Genomic DNA, 20,798 nt, shown 5'->3' with positions numbered 1-20,798 from the left:
GTCATGACCTTGTATACGACCTTGATCAACAGCAATGATTTGTCCAGCCACCTGAATGACAGCAACTGGGTCATCCTCGATTGCCGCCACGACTTGCTCAACCCGACGGCCGGCAGCGACGCGTTTGCCGCCGGCCACATCCAGAACGCCCAGTTCGCCGATATCGACACGGCCCTGTCCGGCCCCAAGACGGCGCGCGGCGCGGCCTTCACGGGCCGCCATCCCTTGCCTGACCGCAACGCCCTGCTGGCCACCCTGCGCAGCTGGGGCATCGATGACGACACGCAAGTGGTCGCCTATGACGGGCAAGGCGGCATGTTCGCCGCCCGTTTGTGGTGGCTGCTGCGCTGGGTCGGCCACCCGGCCGTCGCCGTGCTCGACGGCGGCCTGGCCGCCTGGCAGGCACAGGGCTTGCCGCTGGTTACGCCCGTGGCGCCGCGCCCTGCCGGCAAGCTCACGGAAAAAGCCAGCCTGACGCGCACCGTGACCGTGCAAGACGTCATCGCCAACCTGGAAACCCGGGCCTTGACGGTGATCGACGCGCGCGCGCCCGACCGCTACCGGGGCGAAAACGAAACCATCGACCCCGTGGGCGGCCATATCCCCGGCGCGAAAAACCGTTTCTTCAAGGATAATTTACAAGCAGACGGCCGTTTCAAAAGCGCCGAGGAACTGCGGCGCGATTTCAACGCATTGTTTGATGCACCACAAGCGGCCATCCTGCAATGCGGCTCCGGCGTGACGGCTTGCCACAACTTGCTGGCCCTGGAAGTGGCGGGCTTGCCTGGCGCAGCCCTGTATCCGGGCTCGTGGAGCGAATGGTGCGCCGATCCGGCGCGGCCCGTGGCGACGGGTAACTAAAAAAAAGCGGACCTCGGTCCGCTTTTTTATGCTCTGTGGGTAACTACGACGTTATCCCCAGCGCTTGATTCAACTGCTCCAGTTCCGCCTGCCACGCCTGCTGGCTGGCCGGCTTCTGGTGGCGCGGTTTTCTCGCCAGGTCTTCCGCCAGCAATTGTTCCAGTTCGCACAAGCGTTCCAGCTGGACGTCGACGTCGGTTTGCGCTGGCGCAAGCGCAGCCGTTTCCACGCGCGGCGCGGACGCCGGCGCTTGCCCATCCTCAAGACTCAGCCGTGCATACGCGCTGGATGCATCGGGCCACTCTTCCAGCCCGCCATCGGCCACCACCCAGTAGCGGTTGCACGCCGTCTCGATCAGGTCGCGGTCGTGCGACACCAGCAGGCAGCCCCCTTCGAAGCCCTGCAGCGCCAGCCCCAGCTCCGCCTTGCCCTGCATGTCCAGGTGGTTGCTGGGCTCGTCGAGCAGCAGCAAGTGATAACTGGCCAGCGACAGTCCCAGGAACAGCAGCCGCGCCCGCTCGCCGCCACTCAGGGTGGCCACCGTCTGGCCATGGCGCGCATACGGGAAACCGGCCGCTATCAACGCCTGCTTGCGCGCCACCTGGCTGCGCGCAGCCTCGTTTTGCACGGCGAACGGGTACAGGGCGTCGGACAGGTCGGCCGTATCGGCCAGTTGCTTGAGCGACTGGTCGTAATAGCCGATGTTTGCCGCCTTGTGGTAGCGCAAGTCCGCACGTTCCTCCTGCGCCTGGATCGCTTGCCAGCACAGGCGCAGCAGCGACGACTTGCCGCTGCCGTTGGCGCCCAGCAAGGCGATACGGTCGCCCGGTTTCAGCCACAGCTGGCCGACCTGGAACAGCACGGGAGACGTAGGCACGGCGCGCACGTCCAGGCCATCGAGCGCCAGCAGCTGGTCGGCCGCCAGCGCCTTGCCGCGCAGACTCAAGCGCCACGGCGCGCCATCGCTGACGAACGACTGCTCATCCTTCAACTTGTCGATGCGCCGCTGCATGGTCTTGGCCTTGCGCGCCAGGTCTTCATTGTCATAGGTGCGGCCCCACAAGGCCAGGCGGGCGCTGCTGGCAGACAGGCGGTCGATTTCCTTCTGTTCGGCCGCATGGCGGGCGGCGGCGGCAATATCGGCCTCGGCCAGCGCCGCCAGCGCGGGGCCGCACGGCAGGTCGAAATCGTAGAGCCGGCGGTCGCGCAAGATCCAGCTGCGCGTGGCCACGTTGTCGAGCAAGCGCTGGTCGTGCGAGACGAGGATGAAGGCGCCGCGCCAGGCCAGCAGGAATTGCTCCAGCCACAGCAGCGACGGCAAGTCCAGGTGATTGCTCGGCTCGTCGAGCAGCAGCACGTTCGGTTCTTGCAGCAGGGCACGCCCCAGCAGCAGTCGCGTGTGCTGGCCGCCGGACAGCGAGTGCACGGGCACTTGCGCCGTATCAACATCAAAACCCAGTTCGGCCAGCAGGCTGTCAACCCTCCAATGCAGTTCCGGCTGCTCCAGCACGGGCGCCAGCAAGGCGTCGTACAGACTCAGGCTGGCAAGTTCAGGCGGCAAGTGCTGCTCCACATGCTGCAAGCGGCAGGCACGGGAATAATGGATGGTGCCGGACGTGGCTGCACGCGTGCCGCTGAGCAATCCCAGCAAGGTGGATTTGCCGCAGCCATTGTGGCCGATCAGGCCGATGCGGTCGCCCTGGCGCAAGGTAAAGGCGAGTTCATGGAAGAGGAAACCGTCGTGGGTGTCCAGTTGTAAAGCTTGTGTCGAGATCAGGGTAGTCATGGCTCTTGTCTTTGTTCGGGATGCAAGCATCCGCGTTAACAGGAGCGCTAACGACAACGGAGTACCAGGAAAGGACTCGTCTGGGAGGGTGACTTTGCTCTGGCCAGGTTATCGCAGCGCGATAGAACGTGGGCAAGAGCTGGCAAATGCGCTTAAAGAGCGTGCGCGCCATACGGCGAGCAACAAGTTTTCTTCCATGATATTTTCCTCCTTTCTGTGCAAGTTAGTCAGAAAGGCAATATAGCATAGGTAGCACTGCGCCGGCAGTGCCGGACATCAACCGCCGTGGCGCTTATGCGTCAGGAACAGCACGATGCACACGCCCAGCCCGATCAGCAGCACTTGCGGGATGGTTTCGCGCAAGGTGGCGCGGCGCTGCATCTGCGGCATCAGGTCGCTCAAGGCGATGTAGATGAAGCCGGACGAGGCAAACACGAGCACGTAAGGAATCAGGTTGCTGGCGCGGTCCAGGGTGAAATAGCCGAGCAAGCCGCCCGCCACCGCCATCAGGCTGCACAGCAGATTGAAGATGTAGGCGCGCAGGCGCGAGAAACCCGCGTTGAGCAGCACGATGAAGTCGCCGATTTCCTGCGGAATTTCATGCGCGATGATGGCCAGGCCCGTCACCAGGCCCAGCTTCGGGTCGGCCAGGAAGGCGGCGGCGATCAAAATGCCGTCCGTAAAGTTGTGCATGCCGTCGCCCACTAGAATCATCCAGCCGGACTTGCCCGCTTCGTGCTTGTCGTGGCCGTGCGCATGGTGGTGGCCGTCGCCTTCGTGGTGGTGCGAATGGCGCAAAATCGCGAATTTTTCCAGCATGAAAAAGGCCAGCAAGCCCGCCAGCAGGGTGGCGAACAGACTGCGCGGGTCCGCCTGCGATTCGAACGCTTCGGGCAAGGCGTGCAGCAGGGACGTCGACAACATGATGCCGACGGACAAGCTGACCATGCGCTCGACCACTTTGGAGAGGAATGCAAACGAAAAGATCGCCGCCGCGGTAATGCTGAACACGCCCGCGATCGTGGTCGCGAGCAAAATGGATATAAGGACGGGATCGATGATTTTCTTACCTCAAAATGGCGCCGGGTCACTGGCGCCCGCGATGCTGGCGTCTGGCCTGATGAATGCGTTGTTATCTATTGTTTAATTTTTTGCGCGTTTGGCGGCAGCGTCGCGCGATGAAGATGCAATTGTACTGCATTGGCGCGCACCGGGCATTTTACAGCCCGGTGCAGCTTGCGCGTCAATTTCTGGAAAATGCGGTATTTTTCTGTTGTGGCATTACGCCACGCCATGCTTTTTGAACCAGGCCAGGCAACGCGCATAACCGTCTTTCGCATCGGCCGCCACATAGCTGGGGCGGTAATCGGCATTGAAGGCGTGGCCCGCATCGGGATACACGACAAACTCGGATTGGTTGCCGCCCTTGGCCAGCGCATCCTTCATCTTGCCGATCGATTCCTGGCTGATGCCCGTATCCTTGCCGCCATACAAGCCCAGCACGGGGACTTTCAGGCTGGCGGCGATATCGATGGGATTGCTCGGCTGCAAGGCAGTCGGTTCGCCAACGAGGCGGCCATACCAGGCTACGCCCGCCTTGACGGCCGGATTGTGCGCCGCGTACAGCCAGGTGATGCGCCCGCCCCAGCAAAAGCCCGTGATGCCCAGACGGCTCGTGTCGCCGCCATTCTGTTTCGCCCATGCAACAACAGCATCGAGGTCCGCCATCACTTGCGCGTCCGGCGTCTTGGCGATGATGCCCTTCATTAAATCGGCAATGCTGGCCACCTTGGTGGCATCGCCCTGGCGCACGAACAGGTCGGGCGCCAGCGCCAGATAGCCCTGCTTGGCGAAGCGGCGCGCCATGTCGGCGATATGTTCATGCACGCCAAAGATTTCCGAAATGACCAATACCACGGGCAAACCCGTCTTGCCTTCCGGCTGCGCCGCATACACGGGCACGGCCTGGCCATCGACCATCACCGACATGCTGCCCGTGACGAGTCCGGCGGAATCCGTCTTGACGACGTTTTGCGCCGCCACGGGCAGCACGGCCACGGCAAAACCCGTGCCCAGCGCCGCCTTCAGGAAACCACGCCGGCCGTCCGGCCCGGACAAGCTGCTCTGGCCCAGCAAACTTTCACAATCGGTGATCATGTCGCTCATGCGTTTCTCCTGAAAATGTTGTGTTTAATTAATGCGCTTCGTCCCAGTTTTTACCAATTCCCACCTCGGCCGTCAGCGGCACTTTCAGCGCAGCCACGCCCGCCATCAGTTCCGGCAGCTTGCGCTTGACCAGTTCCAGCTCGGCGTCCGGCACTTCCAGCACCAGTTCATCGTGCACCTGCATGATCATCTTCGTCTGCAAGTTGTCCGCTTCCAGCCAGCCTTGCACGGCGATCATGGCCAGCTTGATCAGGTCGGCCGCCGTGCCTTGCATGGGCGCGTTGATCGCCGCCCGTTCCGCGCCCTGGCGGCGGGGGCCATTCGGCGAATTGATTTCCGGCAGCCACAAACGGCGGCCGAACACGGTTTCCACGTAGCCGCGCGCCTTCGCTTGCTGGCGCGTGTCTTCCATGTACTGTTTCACGCCGGAAAAACGGGCAAAGTAGCGGTCGATATAGCTTTGCGCGGCCGTGCGGTCCACGCCCAGATTACCGGCCAGGCCGAATGCGCTCATGCCGTAGATCAAACCAAAGTTGATGACCTTGGCGTAGCGGCGCTGTTCGCTCTGCACTTCCGCGGCCGGCACGCCAAAGATTTCGGCGGCCGTGGCGCGGTGAATGTCGATGCCGTCGGCAAACGCGCGCAGCATGGCTTCATCGCCCGAGATGTGCGCCATGATGCGCAATTCGATCTGCGAATAGTCGGCCGAGACGATATGGCTGCCCGGCGGCGCAATGAAGGCTTCGCGGATGCGGCGGCCTTCCGCGCTGCGGATGGGAATATTCTGCAGGTTCGGGTCGTTCGACGCCAGGCGGCCCGTGACGGCCACGGCTTGCGCATAGTTCGTGTGCACGCGCCCCGTCGTGACGTTGATCATCTTCGGCAATTTATCGGTATACGTCGACTTCAGCTTGGCCATGCCGCGGTATTCGAGCAGCACTTTGGGCAGCGGATAATCCTCGGCCAGCTTTTGCAGCACTTCCTCATCCGTCGACGGCGCGCCCGTCGGGGTTTTCTTGACCACCGGCAGTTTCAGCTTGTCAAAGAAGATTTCGCCGATCTGCTTCGGCGAACCCAGGTTGAATGGCTGCTCGGCCAGCTCATACGCCTTCTTTTCCAGTTCCAGAATCTTGACGGCCAGCTCGGCCGACTGGATGTTGAGCAGCTCGTCGTCGATCAGCACACCGTTGCGCTCGATCTTTTGCAAGACCACGGCCGTCGGCATCTCGATCTTTTCATAGATGAAGGTCAGCTTCTCATCATTCGCCACATTGCCCCACATGGCATTGTGCAAACGCAAGGTGACGTCCGCATCCTCGGCCGCGTATTTCGCCGCCTGCTCCACTTCCACCTGGTTGAACGTGATCTGCTTGGCGCCCTTGCCGCACACGTCCTCGAACGGGATGGTCGTGTAATTCAGGTGGCGCAGGGCCAGGCTGTCCATGTCGTGCTTCTTGTGCGATTCGAACACATACGATTCGAGCAGGGTATCGTGGGCGATGCCGCGCAGAATCACGCCGTGATTGGCGAAGATGTGGCTGTCATACTTGAGGTTCTGCCCCAGCTTGGGCTTGTTCGCATCTTCCAGCCATGGGCGCAGCTTCGCCAGCACGTGTTCGCGCGTCAACTGTTCCGGCGCGCCCGCGTAATCGTGGGCCAGCGGGATGTAGCAGGCAGCGTGCTCTGCCACGGAGAGGGAAATGCCGACCATTTGCGCCGTCATCGGTTCCAGCGAGGTGGTTTCCGTATCGACGGCCGTCAAGGCCGCCGCATCGATCAGGGTAATCCATTTGTCCAGCTGCTCGTCCGTCAGCACGGTTTCATACACGGCTTCCACGGCCGGGGCGGCATCGGCAAACATGTCGCCCGTCGTGTTGGCGGCAGCGCCGCCAGTTGCCGGTGCGCCAACGGGGGACATCGGCGGCGGCGTGGCGCCCAGTTCGCGCAGCAGGGCCTTGAAGCCGTAGCGCTGGAAGAAGGCCAGCAGCGCTTCCTTGTCTTCGTGTTTCGCCACCAGCGAGTCGGCGATGGTCGTCATGTGTTCGGACAAGTCGCAATCGGTCTTGACGGTGATCAAGGCGCGCGCCTGCGGCAGCCATGGCAGGGCCGTGCGCAGGTTTTCACCCACGGCGCCGCCCACCTTGGCCGCGTTTTCCATCACGCCTTCCAGGCTGTCGTACAAGGTCAGCCATTTGACGGCCGTCTTCGGGCCGCATTTCGATACGCCCGGCACGTTGTCGACCGTATCGCCGATCAGCGACAGATAATCGATGATGCGGTTCGGCGGCACGCCGAACTTGACCAGCACGGCCGCTTCATCGAGCTTTTCATTGCTCATGGTATTGATCAGGGTCACCTGGCTGTTGACCAGCTGCGCCAGATCCTTGTCGCCCGTCGACACCACCACGTCCATGCCGGCGGCGGCCGCCTGCACGGCCAGGGTGCCGATCACGTCGTCCGCTTCCACGCCGTCGACCATCAATATCGGCCAACCCATGGCGCGCACGGCTTCGTGGATCGGTTCGATCTGCAGGCGCAGGTCGTCCGGCATCGAGGCGCGCGTGGCCTTGTATTCCGGATACATGTCATCACGGAAAGTTTTGCCTTTGGCATCGAAAACGCAGGCGATATAGGCGGCCGGGTAGTCGGCGCGCAGGCGGCGCAGCATGTTGACCATGCCGTGCATGGCGCCCGTGGGATAGCCGTCCGGGCTGCGCAGGTCGGGCAGCGCATGGAAGGCACGATAGAGGTAACTGGAACCGTCGACTAACAGCAGGGTGTTTTGCATAATGCCAATAAAATAAGGTGAGCCGCGCCAGCCGGGAAGAAACAGCGGCGGGAGGGCGGAATATCGCCCAATTATCGCAGAGTTTAGGGCCGCGCCACCGGCCGCAACGCCTGCCGTTTCCGGCGTTTTTGCCACCCTGACGGCCCCGTGCGGGCGCGCGGGCCGCCGCTGCCGGCCATTTAGGCACATTAATCAGCCGTATTAAACAGCATTGCCTACCAGTTTGTTACAATGCCTTATAGATAAATTGACGGCATTACACTACTGCACGCGCTGCAGTCCCTCACATGGAAGCGAACCCATCATGATGCGTACATCGACACTCTGGACATTCCTCGCCCTGCCCCTGCTGGCATGTTCGGCCATCGCCAGCGCCCAGACGCCGGCCAAACCGAGCGACGCGCCGCCACAACTGGAACGCATCGAGGAAATGGGCGAAGCGCCCATCACCGTGGCGCCGGCCGCGGCCAAGCAGCAGATTACCGAAAAACGCGAAGCGGGCGTGACGTCCGAAGTGAAAGTGACGAGCGGCGGCAGCACCTATTACATGAAGCCGGCCGCCGGCGGCGACCAGGCCCACAGCGGCGCCCTGCGCGGCCCGCAATGGAAAGTACTGGAATTTGATCTGGGCAAGAAGAAACAGAAACAACGCGACGAAGAGGCCGCGGACGCGCCAGCGCCGCCCGCACCAGCGAAGTAAGCAGCCACTCTCTTCTGCCCTGCCCCGGCCACCTGCGGGGCAGCCGGCTTTTTTTGACCTTTTAGACCATTCCTCTCTTTCCCATGGCAGTTTTTACCGCGCTACACCTGGACGATATCGGCCAGTGGATCACGCAATTTCCACTCGGCAAACCTCTGGCGCTCAAGGGCATCGCGTCCGGCATCGAGAACAGCAATTTCTTCCTGAGCACGGAGCGCGGCGAGTATGTGCTGACGATCTTTGAAAACCTCAGCTTCGAGCAATTGCCGTTTTATCTGCAACTGATGCGCCATTTGGCGGACCGGGGCGTACTGGTGCCGGCGCCGATCGCCAATGCGGACGGCGAACTGGTGACGGCCTTGCAAGGCAAGCCGGCCGCCATCGTCAGCAAACTCGACGGCAGCTCGCAGATGGCGCCGCAAGCCGTGCATTGCGCGGCCGTGGGCGCCATGCTGGCGAAGATGCACCTGGCGGCGCAGGATTTCCCCCTGCAACAGCCGAATCTGCGGGGCCTGGACTGGTGGAACACCACCACGCCGCTCGTCCTGCACCACCTCGACGATGCCAAAGCCCATTTGCTGCGCGCGGAAATCCACTTCCAGGACGCCTTTGCTGCCTGCGATACGTATAAAGCTATCCCGCGCGGTCCCGTGCATGCCGACTTGTTCCGTAACAACGTCATGTTTGACGGCGAACAACTGACGGGCTTTTTCGACTTTTACTTTGCCGGCTGCGACACCTGGCTGTTCGACGTGGCCGTCACCGTCAACGACTGGTGCGTGGACCTGGCCACGGGCGTGCTCGACACGGCAAGAGTGCGGGCCCTGCTCGACGCCTACCAGGCCGTGCGTCCGTTTACGCATGAAGAACAGACGGCATGGCAACCGATGCTGCGCGCCGCCGCGCTGCGCTTCTGGCTGTCGCGCCTGTACGATTATTACCAGCCGCGGGAAGCGGAAATGCTGACCCCGCACGATCCCACGCATTTCGAACGCATTCTGCGCGAACGTATCGCCACACCTGCTCCGGAACTGTTTTAAACATGGAAAAATTACCTGCAAGTACAGGTTGGCAATGGGTGAAACAAGGCTTCGCCCTGTTTCGCAAGCAACCTGGCGGCATGTCGATGCTGTTTCTCGGCTATATGTTCTGCATGCTGGCCGTCAGCATCGTGCCCGTGCTCGGCCAGATGCTGCCCGTCATCCTCGTCCCCGTCTTTTCCGTCGCCTTCGTGCAAGGCTGCCTGAACATCGACCAGGGCAAGCGCGTCTTGCCCAGCCTGTTGATCTCGGGCTTCCGCAAGCCGGCCTTTCCTTCCCTGTTCGGCCTGGGCGTGCTGTACATCCTGATGGCCATCGTGGCCATCGGCGCCTCGACTTTGGTGGACGACGGCTTGCTGTGGCAACTGGTCACGGGGCAATTGACGGAAGAAGCGGCGCGCACCGCCATCCCCGAATCGCGCCTGGGCCTCGGCATCCTGCTGGCCATCGTGCTGTACGTGCCGGCCGCCATGGCCTTCTGCTTTGCCGCACCGCTGATCTACTGGAAACAAACCGGGCTGGGCAAGGCGCTGTTCTTCAGCTTTTTCGCCGTCTGGCGTTCGCTGTCGGCCTTCATCGTCTTCGCCGCCACCTGGTTCGCCATCAGCGTCGTCACCAGCCAGTTGCTGGCCGTCATCTTTGGCCGCACGCCGCTGATGATGCAACTGATGATGCCGCTGTCGATGATCTTGACCATCATCATGCATTGCTCGTTCTACGCCGCCTACCGCCAGATCTTCGGCTTGCCCGTCGATGAGAGCAAGACGGTGTCGCTGGACAAGCCCAACGACTGATTTTCACGCCGCATGAAAAAAGGGCAGCCTGCGCAGGCTGCCCTTTTTTATGGCCGCTCGTGTCTCAACGCCCTAATCGCTCCAGCTTGGCGATACCCAGGTCGAGCACCTTCATGCCGTGCTGGCCGAAGTTGATTTGCGCGCGCGCATTGCCGCCGCCGCCTTCGATATTGACGATCACGCCTTCGCCGAACTTGGCGTGCGCCACGGATTCGCCGATGCGCCAGCCGCCACCCGTGGCTTTTTGCGCGATCTTTTGCGCAATCGCATTGTCCGAACCCAGGCTGGCCAGCTTCGGCGCCTCGTCCCAGGCCGACTTGCGGTTGCCGAACCAGTTCGCCTGCACCTTCGGCGACAGCCATTTCAGCGATTCTTCCGGCAATTCGTCGAAGAAGCGCGACTTCATGTTGTAGCGCGTCTGGCCGTGCAGCATGCGCGTCTGCGAAAAGCTCATATATAAGCGTTTGCGCGCGCGCGTGATGGCCACGTACATCAGCCGGCGTTCCTCTTCCACGCCGTTGTCTTCCTTCGAGCTGCTTTCGTGCGGGAACAGGCCCTCTTCCAGGCCGGTAATGAACACGTTGTCGAATTCCAGGCCCTTGGCCGAGTGCACCGTCATCATCTGCAGCGCATCCTGGCCCGCCTGCGCCTGGTTATCGCCTGCTTCCAGCGACGCGTGCGACAGGAAGGCGGAGAGCGGCGACATCACGGCCGGCAGCGGCGCGTCCGCGTCCAGGATTTCGATGCCATCCTGGTTGACGACGGGCGCGCCCGACTGCGCCTGGGCGGCTGGCCCCAAATGCGCGGGCGCGCCCTGGCCAAAACCTTCTTCGGAAATGAACTGGCTGGCCGCGCTGACCATCTGCTCCAAGTTCTCGATGCGGTCGGCGCCTTCCTTTTCATTCTGATAATGTTGCAGCAAGGTACTCGCTTCCAGCACCACTCTGACCATTTCCGGCAAGGACAATTGCTGCGTTTCGAAACGCACGCCTTCGATCAGCTTGACGAAGCCGGCCAGCACGCTGCCCGCCTTGCCGGCCACGTACGGCACGGCCGCATACAGCGAAATGCCGTACTGTTCCGACGCGGCCTGCAATTGCTCGATCGAGCGCATGCCGATGCCCCGCGTGGGGAAATTGACCACGCGCAAGAAGGCCGAATCGTTGTGCGGATTGTCCATCAATTGCAAATAAGCAATTGCGTGCTTGACCTCGGCGCGCTGGAAGTAGCGCTGGCCGCCATACACGTGGTAGGGAATGGCGGCCGAGAACAGCGCGTGTTCGATCACGCGCGACTGCGCATTCGAGCGGTACAAGATGGCGATTTCACTGCGCGACGCGCCATCGGCGATCAGGCTTTTCGCCTCTTCGATGATCCATTGCGCTTCCTGCAAGTCGGAACTGGCTTCATACACGCGCACCTGCTCGCCATGGCCCGCGTCCGTGCGCAGATTCTTGCCCAGGCGCTTGCTATTGTTCGCGATCAATACGTTGGCGCTGTCGAGGATGTGGCCGTGCGAGCGGTAGTTCTGCTCCAGCTTGATCAAGTTCTTCACTTGGAACTCATGCTCGAAGGCACTCATGTTGCCCACGTTGGCGCCGCGGAACGCATAGATGCTCTGGTCATCGTCGCCGACGGCAAACAGGGCGCCGCCATCGCGGCTGCCGTGGCCGGCCAGCAATTTGAGCCAGTTGTATTGCAGGTTGTTCGTATCCTGGAACTCGTCCACCAAAATATGGCGGAAGCGCGCCTGGTAGTGTTCGCGCAAGGGCTGGTTGCGGCTCAGCAATTCATACGTGCGCAGCAGCAATTCGGCAAAATCGACGACGCCTTCGCGCTGACACTGGTCGTCGTACAGCTGGTACAGCTCGACCATCTTGCGCTCGTGCGCGTCGTACGCTTCCACGTCCGTGGCGCGCAAGCCCTGGTCCTTGGCGTTGTTGATGAAATACATCACCGTCTTCGGCGGGAATTTTTCATCATCGATATTGTTCGCCTTCAACAAGCGCTTGATCACCGACAATTGATCCTGCGAATCGAGGATCTGGAACGTTTGCGGCAAGGCCGCGTCGCGGTAGTGCGTGCGCAGCAAGCGGTTGCACAGGCCGTGGAAGGTGCCGATCCACATGCCGCGCGTGTTAATCGGCAGCATGGCCGACAGGCGCGTGAGCATTTCCTTGGCGGCTTTGTTGGTAAACGTCACGGCCAGGATGCCGGGCGGCGATACCTGCTGGGTCTGGATCAGCCACGCGATGCGGGTGGTCAGCACGCGGGTCTTGCCCGAACCGGCGCCTGCCAGGATCAGCGCATGCTGCGCCGGCAAGGTGACGGCAGCCAATTGTTCGGGATTGAGGTTGTGAAGAAGATTTTGCATGCCGTGATTATACCGGCATGGCTAAAAATACTGTGCATTTGTCCAGCGGTCGCGCCGGATTCGCCGCGTGCGCGCTACAATCGGCATCACTGCACAGCCGATGGAAACAACGCCCATGACACCTCCCAGCCACCTCGACGGCGCCCGCGTACTGGCCTGGGCCTGGTCCGACTTGCCTTTCGGCCATGTTGCCGCTGAAGATGGCGCCGCCCCCATCGCCATCCACGGCCTGGCCGTATGCCGCTACGGGGACGAAGCGCAAGTCTACCGTTTCAGCTGCGACGCGCGCTGGGACACGGTGCAGGATGACGCATATGCCAGCGAGGACGACGCCAGGCAGTTGCCGGCGCAATACCGCGCCGTGGCTGCCGCGTGGCATACACCGTGAAGTACGCCATCCGCACAGCCAGCAGCGCCGACCTGCCCCTGCTGGCCCAGGTCGAGCGCAGCGCCGCGGCCCTGTTTGCGCAGGCCGGCCCCGGACTGGCGTGGCTGGCGCAGGGAGAATCCTTACCATTGAGCACCTTACAGGCGCTGCAGCGCGAGGGCGGCGTATGGGTGGCCGCCGATGGGCACGCTGCGCCGGCAGGCTTCCTGGCCGCCGAACCGCTCGACGGGCAACTGTTCATCGTGGAATTGTCCGTTGCCCTGCCGCATCAACGGCAGGGCGTGGGCGCCCGCTTGCTCGACGCGGCAGCGGCCCATGCCCGGGCGCTGGGCTGCGCCTGCCTGACGCTCAGCACGTATCGCCACCTGCCATGGAACGCACCCTACTATGCGCGCCATGGTTTCAGCGAAATCGGGGCCGCGGCGCTGGGCGCAGGCCACGCGCTCAAGCTGGCGCGCGAAGCGCAGGACGGACACGATCCGGCGCTTCGCTGCCTGATGCGCAAGCCACTGGCCTGCTAATTGAGCACATCCTTCAGCGCACCAGCTTGGCCTTGCCCTCGCTGAGCGCCTGGGCGATCACCTGGCGCGTGGTCTTGTCCGCGATCTTGACGACTTTTTCCTGCTGGCGGCCCAGGTCGCCCATTTGCTTGCCCAGCGCTTCCATCGGCTTGCCGCGCTGCTCCATCTGGCGCGACATCTGCTCCATTTTCTCGGCCTCGCGCTCGTGTACGTCGGCGATGCGGTCGTTGATCTCTTCCATTTTGTCCTGCGCATCTTCCATCTGCTGTTGCAGGCTTTCCACGTCGCGCTCGGCCGCGCGCCGCGCCGTGTCGCTCGTCGCCAGCGCCTGGCGGCGCGAAGCGTCGCCGAGCTTGCGGCCCAGCTCCTGCTGCTGGCGGCCCAGCAAGCGCAGCTGTTCCGACTCGCGCGCGCTGCCCTTTTCCAGGCTGCGGGCGCCCATCTTGCGGCCCATTTCACCCATGGCCTTGCCATGCGCGCCCATTTGATCGCCAAGCGCGCTCATCTCCTTGCCCAGCTGTTTCGAGGGTTCCCATGCCGTGCGCACCTTGCCCAGCAAGGCAGCATCCTGCAGCACATAGGCCTGCCCCTGGTCGCGGAACCACAGGAACGGCCCCTTGATCGAGCGCTTGAGTTTTTCCACCTGCTCCGAGTGAATATCGCTGTCGACGACGATGACGCCCTCGCTATCCCTGGTGCCATCGACCAGCGCATAGCTTTCGCCCTTGTCGAGCGAACGGCTGACCTGCACGCTGGGTGCGGCCGGCGGGGCCGGTGGCGCAGGCGGTTGCGGCGGCTGCACGGCCAGCGCGCTGCCGCCAAGCAGGATACCGGCCAGGCTGAGGATCAAACGATGGGAAGTGGTCATGGCTGCCTCGTCGCAAAAGTAGTGGAGCGTTGACTGTAGCGGCAAGCGGACCTGGCCTCCAGCGCCGTGCGACAGGCTGCAAAAAGACCTGCCTGGATGGCAAACACCGGCGATGGATGGCATGCCGGGCAAAAAAAAACGGAGGCCGCAGCCTCCGCAAAAACGCCGTGGTACGGCGTATTTCAATTAAATTTCAATTCATTAGTACAGCACGACGGAACGGATCGATTCACCGCTCTTCATCAAGTCGAAACCTTGATTGATATCATCGAGCTTCAGCCTGTGTGTGATCAAATCATCGATATTGAGCTTGCCTTCCATGTACCAGTCGACGATCTTCGGCACGTCCGTGCGGCCGCGCGCGCCGCCGAAAGCGGAACCTTTCCACACGCGCCCCGTCACCAGCTGGAACGGACGGGTGGAAATTTCCTGGCCGGCCGCCGCCACGCCGATGATGATGGACTGGCCCCAGCCCTTGTGGCAGCACTCGAGCGACTGGCGCATCGTGGTGGTGTTGCCGATGCATTCGAACGAATAGTCGGCGCCGCCGTCCGTCAGCTGCACGATGGTATCGACAACGTTTTCCACCTCGTTGGCGTTGACGAAATGCGTCATGCCGAACTTGCGCGCGATGGCCTGGCGCGCCGGGTTGATGTCCACGCCGATGATTTTGTCGGCGCCCACCATCTTCGCCGCCTGGATCACGTTCAAGCCGATGCCGCCCAGGCCGAACACGACCACGTTGGCGCCCGCTTCCACCTTGGCCGTAAACAACACGGCGCCCACGCCCGTCGTCACGCCGCAGCCGATGTAGCAGACCTTGTCGAAGGGCGCGTCTTCGCGGATCTTCGCCAGGGCGATTTCCGGCACGACGATGTAGTTCGAGAAGGTGGACGTGCCCATGTAGTGGAAGATGGGCTTGCCGTCGATGGAAAAGCGCGACGTCGCGTCCGGCATCAGGCCGCGGCCCTGGGTCGAGCGGATCGACTGGCACAGGTTGGTCTTTTGCGACAGGCAGAATTTGCACTGGCGGCATTCCGGCGTGTACAGGGGGATGACGTGGTCATCCTTCTTCAGGCTTTTCACGCCAGGACCCACGTCGACGACGATGCCCGCGCCTTCATGGCCGAGGATGGATGGGAAGATGCCTTCCGGATCGGCGCCCGACAGGGTGTAGTAATCGGTGTGGCAAATGCCGGTGGCCTTGATCTCGACCAGGACTTCGCCCTCGCGCGGGCCGGCCAGGTCGACTTCCTCGATGGTCAAAGGCGCGCCCGCCTTCCATGCAATCGCTGCTTTGGTTTTCATGTGTGTCCTGTGTATGGTTGAACCAGGCGCGCCAGCGCGCCGTATCGTCACATAATAACAAGGCAGGCGTCGACGTGCCACGCCGGCGCCGGTGCAACGCTTACTTGAAACACTTACTTGAAACTCTTACTTGGTTTTCGCGCGATTCAAAAACGCGCCGTGCAAGCCGTTCAGGGTTTCCTCGGCCAGCAGCAGCTGGCTGGCGATTTCATTGATCTTGCGGCGGCTGGAGCGGGCGTGGTCGCGCAACACTTCGAACGCCGTGTTGCGGTCCGTCTGGAACTTGCCCATCAGCAAACCGACGGCCAGGCTCGTTTCGCGGCCGGCGGCCAGGGCCGCGTTCAGGTTCAGCTCGGTGCGGCGCAGCTGGCGGATTTCATCGGCGCGCGCCAGGCCCGCTTCGAACGCCGGCATCAAGCGGCCTTCGTCGACGGGTTTGACGACATAGCCGACGGCGCCGTAGGCGGCCGCCTGCTTGCCCGATTCGCTGTCGCCGCTGCCGGACAGGAACATGAATGGCACGGCCGTTTCGCCGTGCAGGCGCTTGGCCAGTTCCAGGCCGGACATGCCCGGCATGTGGATGTCGAGCAAGGCCAGGTCAGGCTCGCGCTGGGCGATCAGCTGCAGCGCCACTTCGGCCGAATGGGCCAGGGCCGTCTCGTAGCCGGCATGGCGCAGGACTTCGCCAAGGAATTCCAACAGGAGCTGGTCATCGTCAACGATCAGGATAAGGCGTTTCGCGGCGGCTGGCTGACTCATGGGTAAAGGGACCTCGGTAATGAATGATGCCCTTATTATATGCCGATTATTCGCCAAATCCGCCCCCTCACGCCTCCCCTGCCTGCGCAAACAGCAGATTGAATTGCTGCACTGCAATATCCACATCGTCCGCCTGAGATCCCTTGGCAAATACGCTGCTGATCGCCGCCACCATGTCGGCGCCACGCGCCACCAGCGGCGCCGCGTTCTCCCACGTCATGCCGCCGATCACCACGCAGGGCAAGGCGATCTCGCGTTTAGCCTGCAGCACGATATCCAGGGGCGTCGTCACCGGATACTTTTTCACCAGCGATGGATAAAAGCCGCCGAAGGCCACGTAGCTGGCGCCGCCCTCTGCTGCCGTGCGCGCCAGGGCCATGTCGCCATAGCAGGAAGCGCCGACGAGCTTGTCCTTGCCCAGGCGCGCGCGTACCTGCGCCACGGACGCGTCCGTGCCGCCCACGTGCACGCCATCCGCGTCCAGCTCTTCGCACAGCTCGAAAAAATCATTGATGATGAAAGGCACGCCATACTTGCGGGCCAGGGCCAGCAAGGCGCCCGCCTGTTCGCGCCGCTGCTCCGCGTCGGCGCTCTTGTGGCGGTATTGCAGCAGGGCCACACCGCCATGCAAAGCCTGCTCCGTGATATCGAGCAGGCGGTCGGTGTCATCCCAGTTCGGGGTGACCAGATACAGTCCACGCATGATGTTTTCCTTATTCAATGAATCGTTGCGGCATGAGTTGACCTGGCGCAATCGCATACGCGCCGGCCAAGGCCGCATGGCAATAGCTTTGCGCGCCATCAAGCGCTTCGGGCAATGCCTGGCCCAGCGCCAGGCGCGCCGCGATGGCGGACGCCAACGTGCAGCCGCTGCCGTGGAATTCGCCGGGCAGGCGCGGCCAGCGCCACTCGCGCGCGCGCCCGTCACCGTCCAGCCAGCGGTTGACGATCTCCTCGCCGTCGCCGTGGCCGCCCGTCACCAGCACGTGTCCACAGCCTTGCGCGCGCAAGTTGCCTGCGCCGCCGAGGGCCAGCGCTTCCGGCCCGTTCGGTACGATGACGGTCGTCACGGGCAGCAAGGGCGCCAGCGCCAGCACGGCGTCGTCCCGGCTGAGCACGTCGCCATGGCCGCTGGCCAGCACGGGATCGAGCACGACGGGCAAGCTTGGGCGGGACAACCGCAATTGGGCGATCAGTTGCGCGATGACGGCCGCATTCGCCGCGCTGCCGGGGATGCCGATTTTCACGGCATCGATGGCGACCTTGGCGATCAACGCCTGCGCCTGGCGGCGCAGCAATTCCGGCGCCACGGGCTCGACAGCAAACACGCGGTCGTTGTCCTGCACCGTCAGCGCCGTGATCACGGGCAAGGCATGCGCGCCCTGCGCCGCAATCGCTAGAATATCGGCGGCGATGCCGGCGCCGCCCGACGGGTCGGCGCCGGCAAACACGAGCACGGTGCGACGTTGCAGCGCCATCACGCCAGCCGGCCCGCCATCGGCGACGAAGGCGAGGCGGCGAACTTGCGCGGCATGCGCCCCGCCAAAAACGCTTCGCGCCCGGCCCGCACGGCCAGTTTCATCGCATGCGCCATGCGCACGGGGTCGCGCGCGCCGGCAATCGCCGTATTCATCAGCACGCCATCGCAACCGAGTTCCATGGCGATGGCCGCGTCCGACGCCGTGCCCACGCCCGCATCGACGAGTACGGGCACTTTCGCCTGGTCGATGATCAAGGACAAGTTCCACGGGTTCAAGATGCCCATGCCCGAACCGATCAGTGACGCCAGCGGCATGACGGCCACGCAGCCGATGTCTTCCAGAATCTTCGCCTGGATGGGGTCGTCGCTGCAGTAGACCATCACGTCGAAGCCATCCTTGACCAGCGCTTCGGCCGCGACCAGGGTTTCCGGCATGTGCGGAAACAGCGTCTTTTCATCGCCCAGCACTTCCAGTTTCACCAGATTGCGCCCGCCCAGGAGTTCGCGCGCCAGTTGCAGGGTGTACACGGCATCCTTGGCGTTGTAGCAGCCGGCCGTGTTCGGCAAGATCGTGTACTGGTCGGGCGGCACGAAGTCCAGCAGGCTGGGCGCGTTCGGATCTTGCCCGATATTCACCCTGCGGATCGCCACCGTGATGATCTGCGCTTCCGCCGCGTCCGTCGCTTCGCGCGTCTGCGGCAAATCCTTGTACTTGCCGCTGCCCACCAGCAGGCGCGATCGATACTGTTTGCCTGCGATGGTCAGCAGGTCGTTGTTTGTTGCGGTATTCATGTGCGTTTCCTTGTCTATTCTCAACTTAACCGCCGCCAATGGCGCGTACGATTTCCACCTGGTCTTGAATTTCCAGGACCCGGTCGTGCCACGCCTTGCGCGGCACGACGCTGCGGTTGACGGCCAGCGCCAGCGCCTGGTTTTCCAGCGACAGCGCGGCGATCAGTTGGTTCAGGGTTTGCCCCGGCGGCACCTGGTGCGGCGCGCCGTTGAGCGTGATGTCGATCAATGCAGTCATCACGCCCTCCTTCAGACCTTGCGGTACAGCTCGGCGCCGTTCTTGATGAATTCGATGGCTTTCACCTCCATCCCCTGCTGGAGCGCCTTGTCTTCCGCGATACCCATGCCGGCCGCGTATTCGCGCACTTCCTGCGTGATCTTCATCGAGCAGAAATGGGGGCCGCACATGGAGCAGAAATGCGCCACCTTGGCCGAATCCTTGGGCAAGGTTTCATCGTGGAATTCGCGCGCCTTGTCCGGGTCCAGGCCGATGTTGAACTGGTCATCCCAGCGGAATTCGAAGCGGGCTTTCGACAGGGCGTTGTCGCGGATTTGCGCGCCCGGATGGCCTTTCGCCAGGTCGGCCGCGTGCGCCGCGATCTTGTACGTGATGATGCCGTCCTTGACGTCCGCCTTGTTGGGCAAGCCCAGGTGTTCCTTCGGCGTCACGTAGCACAGCATGGCCGTGCCATACCAGCCGATCATGGCCGCGCCGATGCCCGAGGTGATGTGATCGTAGCCGGGCGCGATATCCGTCGTCAGCGGCCCCAAGGTGTAGAACGGCGCCTCGCCGCACTGTTCCAACTGCAAGTCCATGTTTTCCTTGATCAATTGCATGGGCACGTGGCCCGGACCTTCGATCATCACTTGCACGTCGTGCTTCCAGGCAACTTGCGTCAGCTCGCCCAGGGTTTTCAGTTCGCCCAGCTGCGCTTCGTCGTTGGCGTCGTAGATGGAGCCGGGGCGCAAGCCGTCACCCAGCGAGAACGACACGTCATACGCCTTCATGATTTCGCAAATTTCTTCGAAATGCGTGTAGAGGAACGATTCCTGGTGGTGCGCCAGACACCATTTCGCCATGATGGAGCCGCCGCGCGAAACGATGCCCGTCAGGCGCTTGGCTGTCATCGGCACATAGCGCAGCAGCACGCCCGCGTGGATGGTGAAATAATCGACGCCCTGCTCGGCCTGCTCGATCAGGGTGTCGCGGAAGATTTCCCAAGTCAGATCTTCCGCCTTGCCATTGACCTTTTCCAGCGCCTGGTAGATGGGCACGGTGCCGATGGGCACGGGGCTGTTGCGCACGATCCATTCGCGCGTCTCGTGGATGTGCTTGCCGGTCGACAAGTCCATCACGTTATCGCCGCCCCAGCGGATGGCCCAGGTCATCTTTTCCACTTCCTCGCCGATGGAAGACGTCACGGCAGAATTGCCGATATTCGCATTGATTTTCACCAAGAAATTGCGGCCGATAATCATCGGTTCCACTTCCGGGTGATTGATGTTGGCGGGGATGATGGCGCGGCCGCGGGCGATTTCCTCGCGCACGAATTCCGGCGTGATTTCTGCCGGGATGCTGGCGCCGAAGGACTGGCCCGGATGCTGGCGGCCCATCAGGTCGGCCAGGCGCTCGCCCATGGGGCCGGAAGCCTTGAGCTCGCGCAAATACTCCTGGCGGCGCATGTTTTCGCGGATGGCGACGAATTCCATTTCCGGCGTGATGATGCCCTGGCGCGCGTAATGCATCTGCGTCACGTTCTTGCCGGCAATGGCGCGGCGCGGCTTGCGGTGCAAATTGAAACGCAGCTCGGCCAGTTTCGGGTCCGCCAGGCGGGCGATGCCGTAGTCGGAGGTGGGGCCGGGCAATTCTTCCGTGTCGGCGCGCTCCACGATCCATGGCAGGCGCGGCGTATCGAGGCCGGAGCGGATGTCAATGTTCACGTCCGGGTCCGTGTACGGGCCGGACGTGTCGTAGACGTAGATCGGCGGATTCTTTTCGCCGCCGAACGACGCTTCCGTGTCGGACTGGCTGATCTCGCGCATAGGCACGCGGATGTCGGGACGGCTGCCTTGCACGTAAATCTTGCGCGAATTGGGCAGCGGCGCGATGGCGGCTTCGTCGACCGTGGCGGTGGCGGAGAGGAATTTCGGGTTGGCGTTCATTTTGGCTCCT

19 protein-coding genes are annotated in these 20,798 nt (G+C 62.7%); 6 read left to right on the top strand and 13 right to left on the bottom strand.

Features of this window, described 5'->3' with window-relative positions:
- Positions 1-9: 9 nt before the first annotated feature.
- Positions 10-861: a sulfurtransferase gene (locus VPH40_RS26110; protein ID WP_328574938.1), complete on the top strand. Its 852-nt coding sequence runs from the start codon at positions 10-12 to the stop codon at positions 859-861.
- Between the two features lie 43 nt (positions 862-904).
- On the opposite strand, the gene VPH40_RS26105 is transcribed toward VPH40_RS26110, so the two are convergent.
- The 4 genes from VPH40_RS26105 to polA all read right to left on the bottom strand — a co-directional run bounded on the left by VPH40_RS26105 (position 905) and on the right by polA (position 7,601).
- Positions 905-2,647 (bottom strand): ABC-F family ATP-binding cassette domain-containing protein, encoded by a 1,743-nt coding sequence (locus tag VPH40_RS26105; RefSeq protein ID WP_328574896.1) that lies wholly within the window; start codon positions 2,645-2,647, stop codon positions 905-907.
- Between the two features lie 276 nt (positions 2,648-2,923).
- Positions 2,924-3,682 carry a ZIP family metal transporter gene (locus VPH40_RS26100; protein ID WP_328574895.1) on the bottom strand — a complete coding sequence of 253 codons (759 nt, stop codon included), beginning with the start codon at positions 3,680-3,682 and terminating at the stop codon, positions 2,924-2,926.
- 246 nt (positions 3,683-3,928) lie between these two features.
- Positions 3,929-4,813 carry a dienelactone hydrolase family protein gene (locus VPH40_RS26095; protein ID WP_328574894.1) on the bottom strand — a complete coding sequence of 295 codons (885 nt, stop codon included), beginning with the start codon at positions 4,811-4,813 and terminating at the stop codon, positions 3,929-3,931.
- 28 nt (positions 4,814-4,841) lie between these two features.
- Entirely contained in the window at positions 4,842-7,601 is a 2,760-nt protein-coding gene (gene polA / locus VPH40_RS26090) for a DNA polymerase I (protein ID WP_328574893.1), read from the bottom strand.
- 304 nt (positions 7,602-7,905) lie between these two features.
- Here polA and VPH40_RS26085 point away from each other — a divergent pair, with 304 nt between their 5' ends.
- The 3 genes from VPH40_RS26085 to VPH40_RS26075 all read left to right on the top strand — a co-directional run bounded on the left by VPH40_RS26085 (position 7,906) and on the right by VPH40_RS26075 (position 10,135).
- Positions 7,906-8,301, top strand: a complete 396-nt coding sequence (locus tag VPH40_RS26085) for a hypothetical protein (protein WP_070278239.1) — start codon at positions 7,906-7,908, stop codon at positions 8,299-8,301.
- Between the two features lie 83 nt (positions 8,302-8,384).
- Positions 8,385-9,341, top strand: coding sequence for a homoserine kinase (locus VPH40_RS26080; protein ID WP_251351019.1), 957 nt, complete (start codon positions 8,385-8,387; stop codon positions 9,339-9,341).
- 2 nt (positions 9,342-9,343) lie between these two features.
- A complete protein-coding gene (locus VPH40_RS26075; protein WP_034784808.1) occupies positions 9,344-10,135 on the top strand; it encodes a BPSS1780 family membrane protein in 792 nt (263 codons plus the stop codon).
- A 64-nt stretch (positions 10,136-10,199) separates the two neighbouring features.
- On the opposite strand, the gene VPH40_RS26070 is transcribed toward VPH40_RS26075, so the two are convergent.
- A complete protein-coding gene (locus VPH40_RS26070; protein WP_099665494.1) occupies positions 10,200-12,509 on the bottom strand; it encodes a UvrD-helicase domain-containing protein in 2,310 nt (769 codons plus the stop codon).
- A 115-nt stretch (positions 12,510-12,624) separates the two neighbouring features.
- Here VPH40_RS26070 and VPH40_RS26065 point away from each other — a divergent pair, with 115 nt between their 5' ends.
- Positions 12,625-12,897, top strand: a complete 273-nt coding sequence (locus VPH40_RS26065; RefSeq protein WP_289919661.1) for a hypothetical protein — start codon at positions 12,625-12,627, stop codon at positions 12,895-12,897.
- The gene (locus tag VPH40_RS26060; RefSeq protein ID WP_328574892.1) at positions 12,882-13,418 is read left to right on the top strand and encodes a GNAT family N-acetyltransferase; all 537 of its coding nucleotides are present in this window, start codon (positions 12,882-12,884) and stop codon (positions 13,416-13,418) included. The genes VPH40_RS26065 and VPH40_RS26060 overlap by 16 nt, the downstream gene beginning before the upstream one ends.
- A gap of 13 nt (positions 13,419-13,431) precedes the next feature.
- Here VPH40_RS26060 and VPH40_RS26055 read toward each other — a convergent pair whose 3' ends face one another.
- The 8 genes from VPH40_RS26055 to thiC form a co-directional block, all read right to left on the bottom strand.
- The gene (locus VPH40_RS26055; protein WP_328574891.1) at positions 13,432-14,286 is read right to left on the bottom strand and encodes a hypothetical protein; all 855 of its coding nucleotides are present in this window, start codon (positions 14,284-14,286) and stop codon (positions 13,432-13,434) included.
- Positions 14,287-14,487: 201 nt separating this feature from the next.
- Positions 14,488-15,594, bottom strand: coding sequence for an S-(hydroxymethyl)glutathione dehydrogenase/class III alcohol dehydrogenase (locus tag VPH40_RS26050; protein ID WP_034749160.1), 1,107 nt, complete (start codon positions 15,592-15,594; stop codon positions 14,488-14,490).
- Positions 15,595-15,720: 126 nt separating this feature from the next.
- Positions 15,721-16,353 (bottom strand): ANTAR domain-containing response regulator, encoded by a 633-nt coding sequence (locus VPH40_RS26045; protein ID WP_034749164.1) that lies wholly within the window; start codon positions 16,351-16,353, stop codon positions 15,721-15,723.
- A 67-nt stretch (positions 16,354-16,420) separates the two neighbouring features.
- Entirely contained in the window at positions 16,421-17,056 is a 636-nt protein-coding gene (thiE, locus tag VPH40_RS26040; RefSeq protein ID WP_328574890.1) for a thiamine phosphate synthase, read from the bottom strand.
- Positions 17,057-17,066: 10 nt separating this feature from the next.
- Complete coding sequence (gene thiD / locus VPH40_RS26035) at positions 17,067-17,831, bottom strand: bifunctional hydroxymethylpyrimidine kinase/phosphomethylpyrimidine kinase (RefSeq protein ID WP_328574889.1); 765 nt, start codon at positions 17,829-17,831, stop codon at positions 17,067-17,069.
- Positions 17,831-18,625 (bottom strand): thiazole synthase, encoded by a 795-nt coding sequence (locus VPH40_RS26030; RefSeq protein WP_099665499.1) that lies wholly within the window; start codon positions 18,623-18,625, stop codon positions 17,831-17,833. Before VPH40_RS26030 ends, thiD begins: the two co-directional genes overlap by 1 nt.
- A 25-nt stretch (positions 18,626-18,650) precedes the next feature.
- Positions 18,651-18,854, bottom strand: coding sequence for a sulfur carrier protein ThiS (gene thiS, locus VPH40_RS26025; protein ID WP_328574937.1), 204 nt, complete (start codon positions 18,852-18,854; stop codon positions 18,651-18,653).
- A 20-nt stretch (positions 18,855-18,874) separates the two neighbouring features.
- Positions 18,875-20,788 (bottom strand): phosphomethylpyrimidine synthase ThiC, encoded by a 1,914-nt coding sequence (gene thiC / locus VPH40_RS26020; protein ID WP_328574888.1) that lies wholly within the window; start codon positions 20,786-20,788, stop codon positions 18,875-18,877.
- Positions 20,789-20,798 lie beyond the last annotated feature (10 nt).

The sequence above is a fragment of the Janthinobacterium sp. P210005 genome (genome assembly GCF_036231865.1).
Taxonomy (GTDB): Bacteria; Pseudomonadota; Gammaproteobacteria; order Burkholderiales; family Burkholderiaceae_D; genus Janthinobacterium; species Janthinobacterium kumbetense.
The sequence above is the reverse complement of the archived record's forward strand: the minus strand, read 5'-3'. Positions and strand labels throughout refer to the sequence as shown.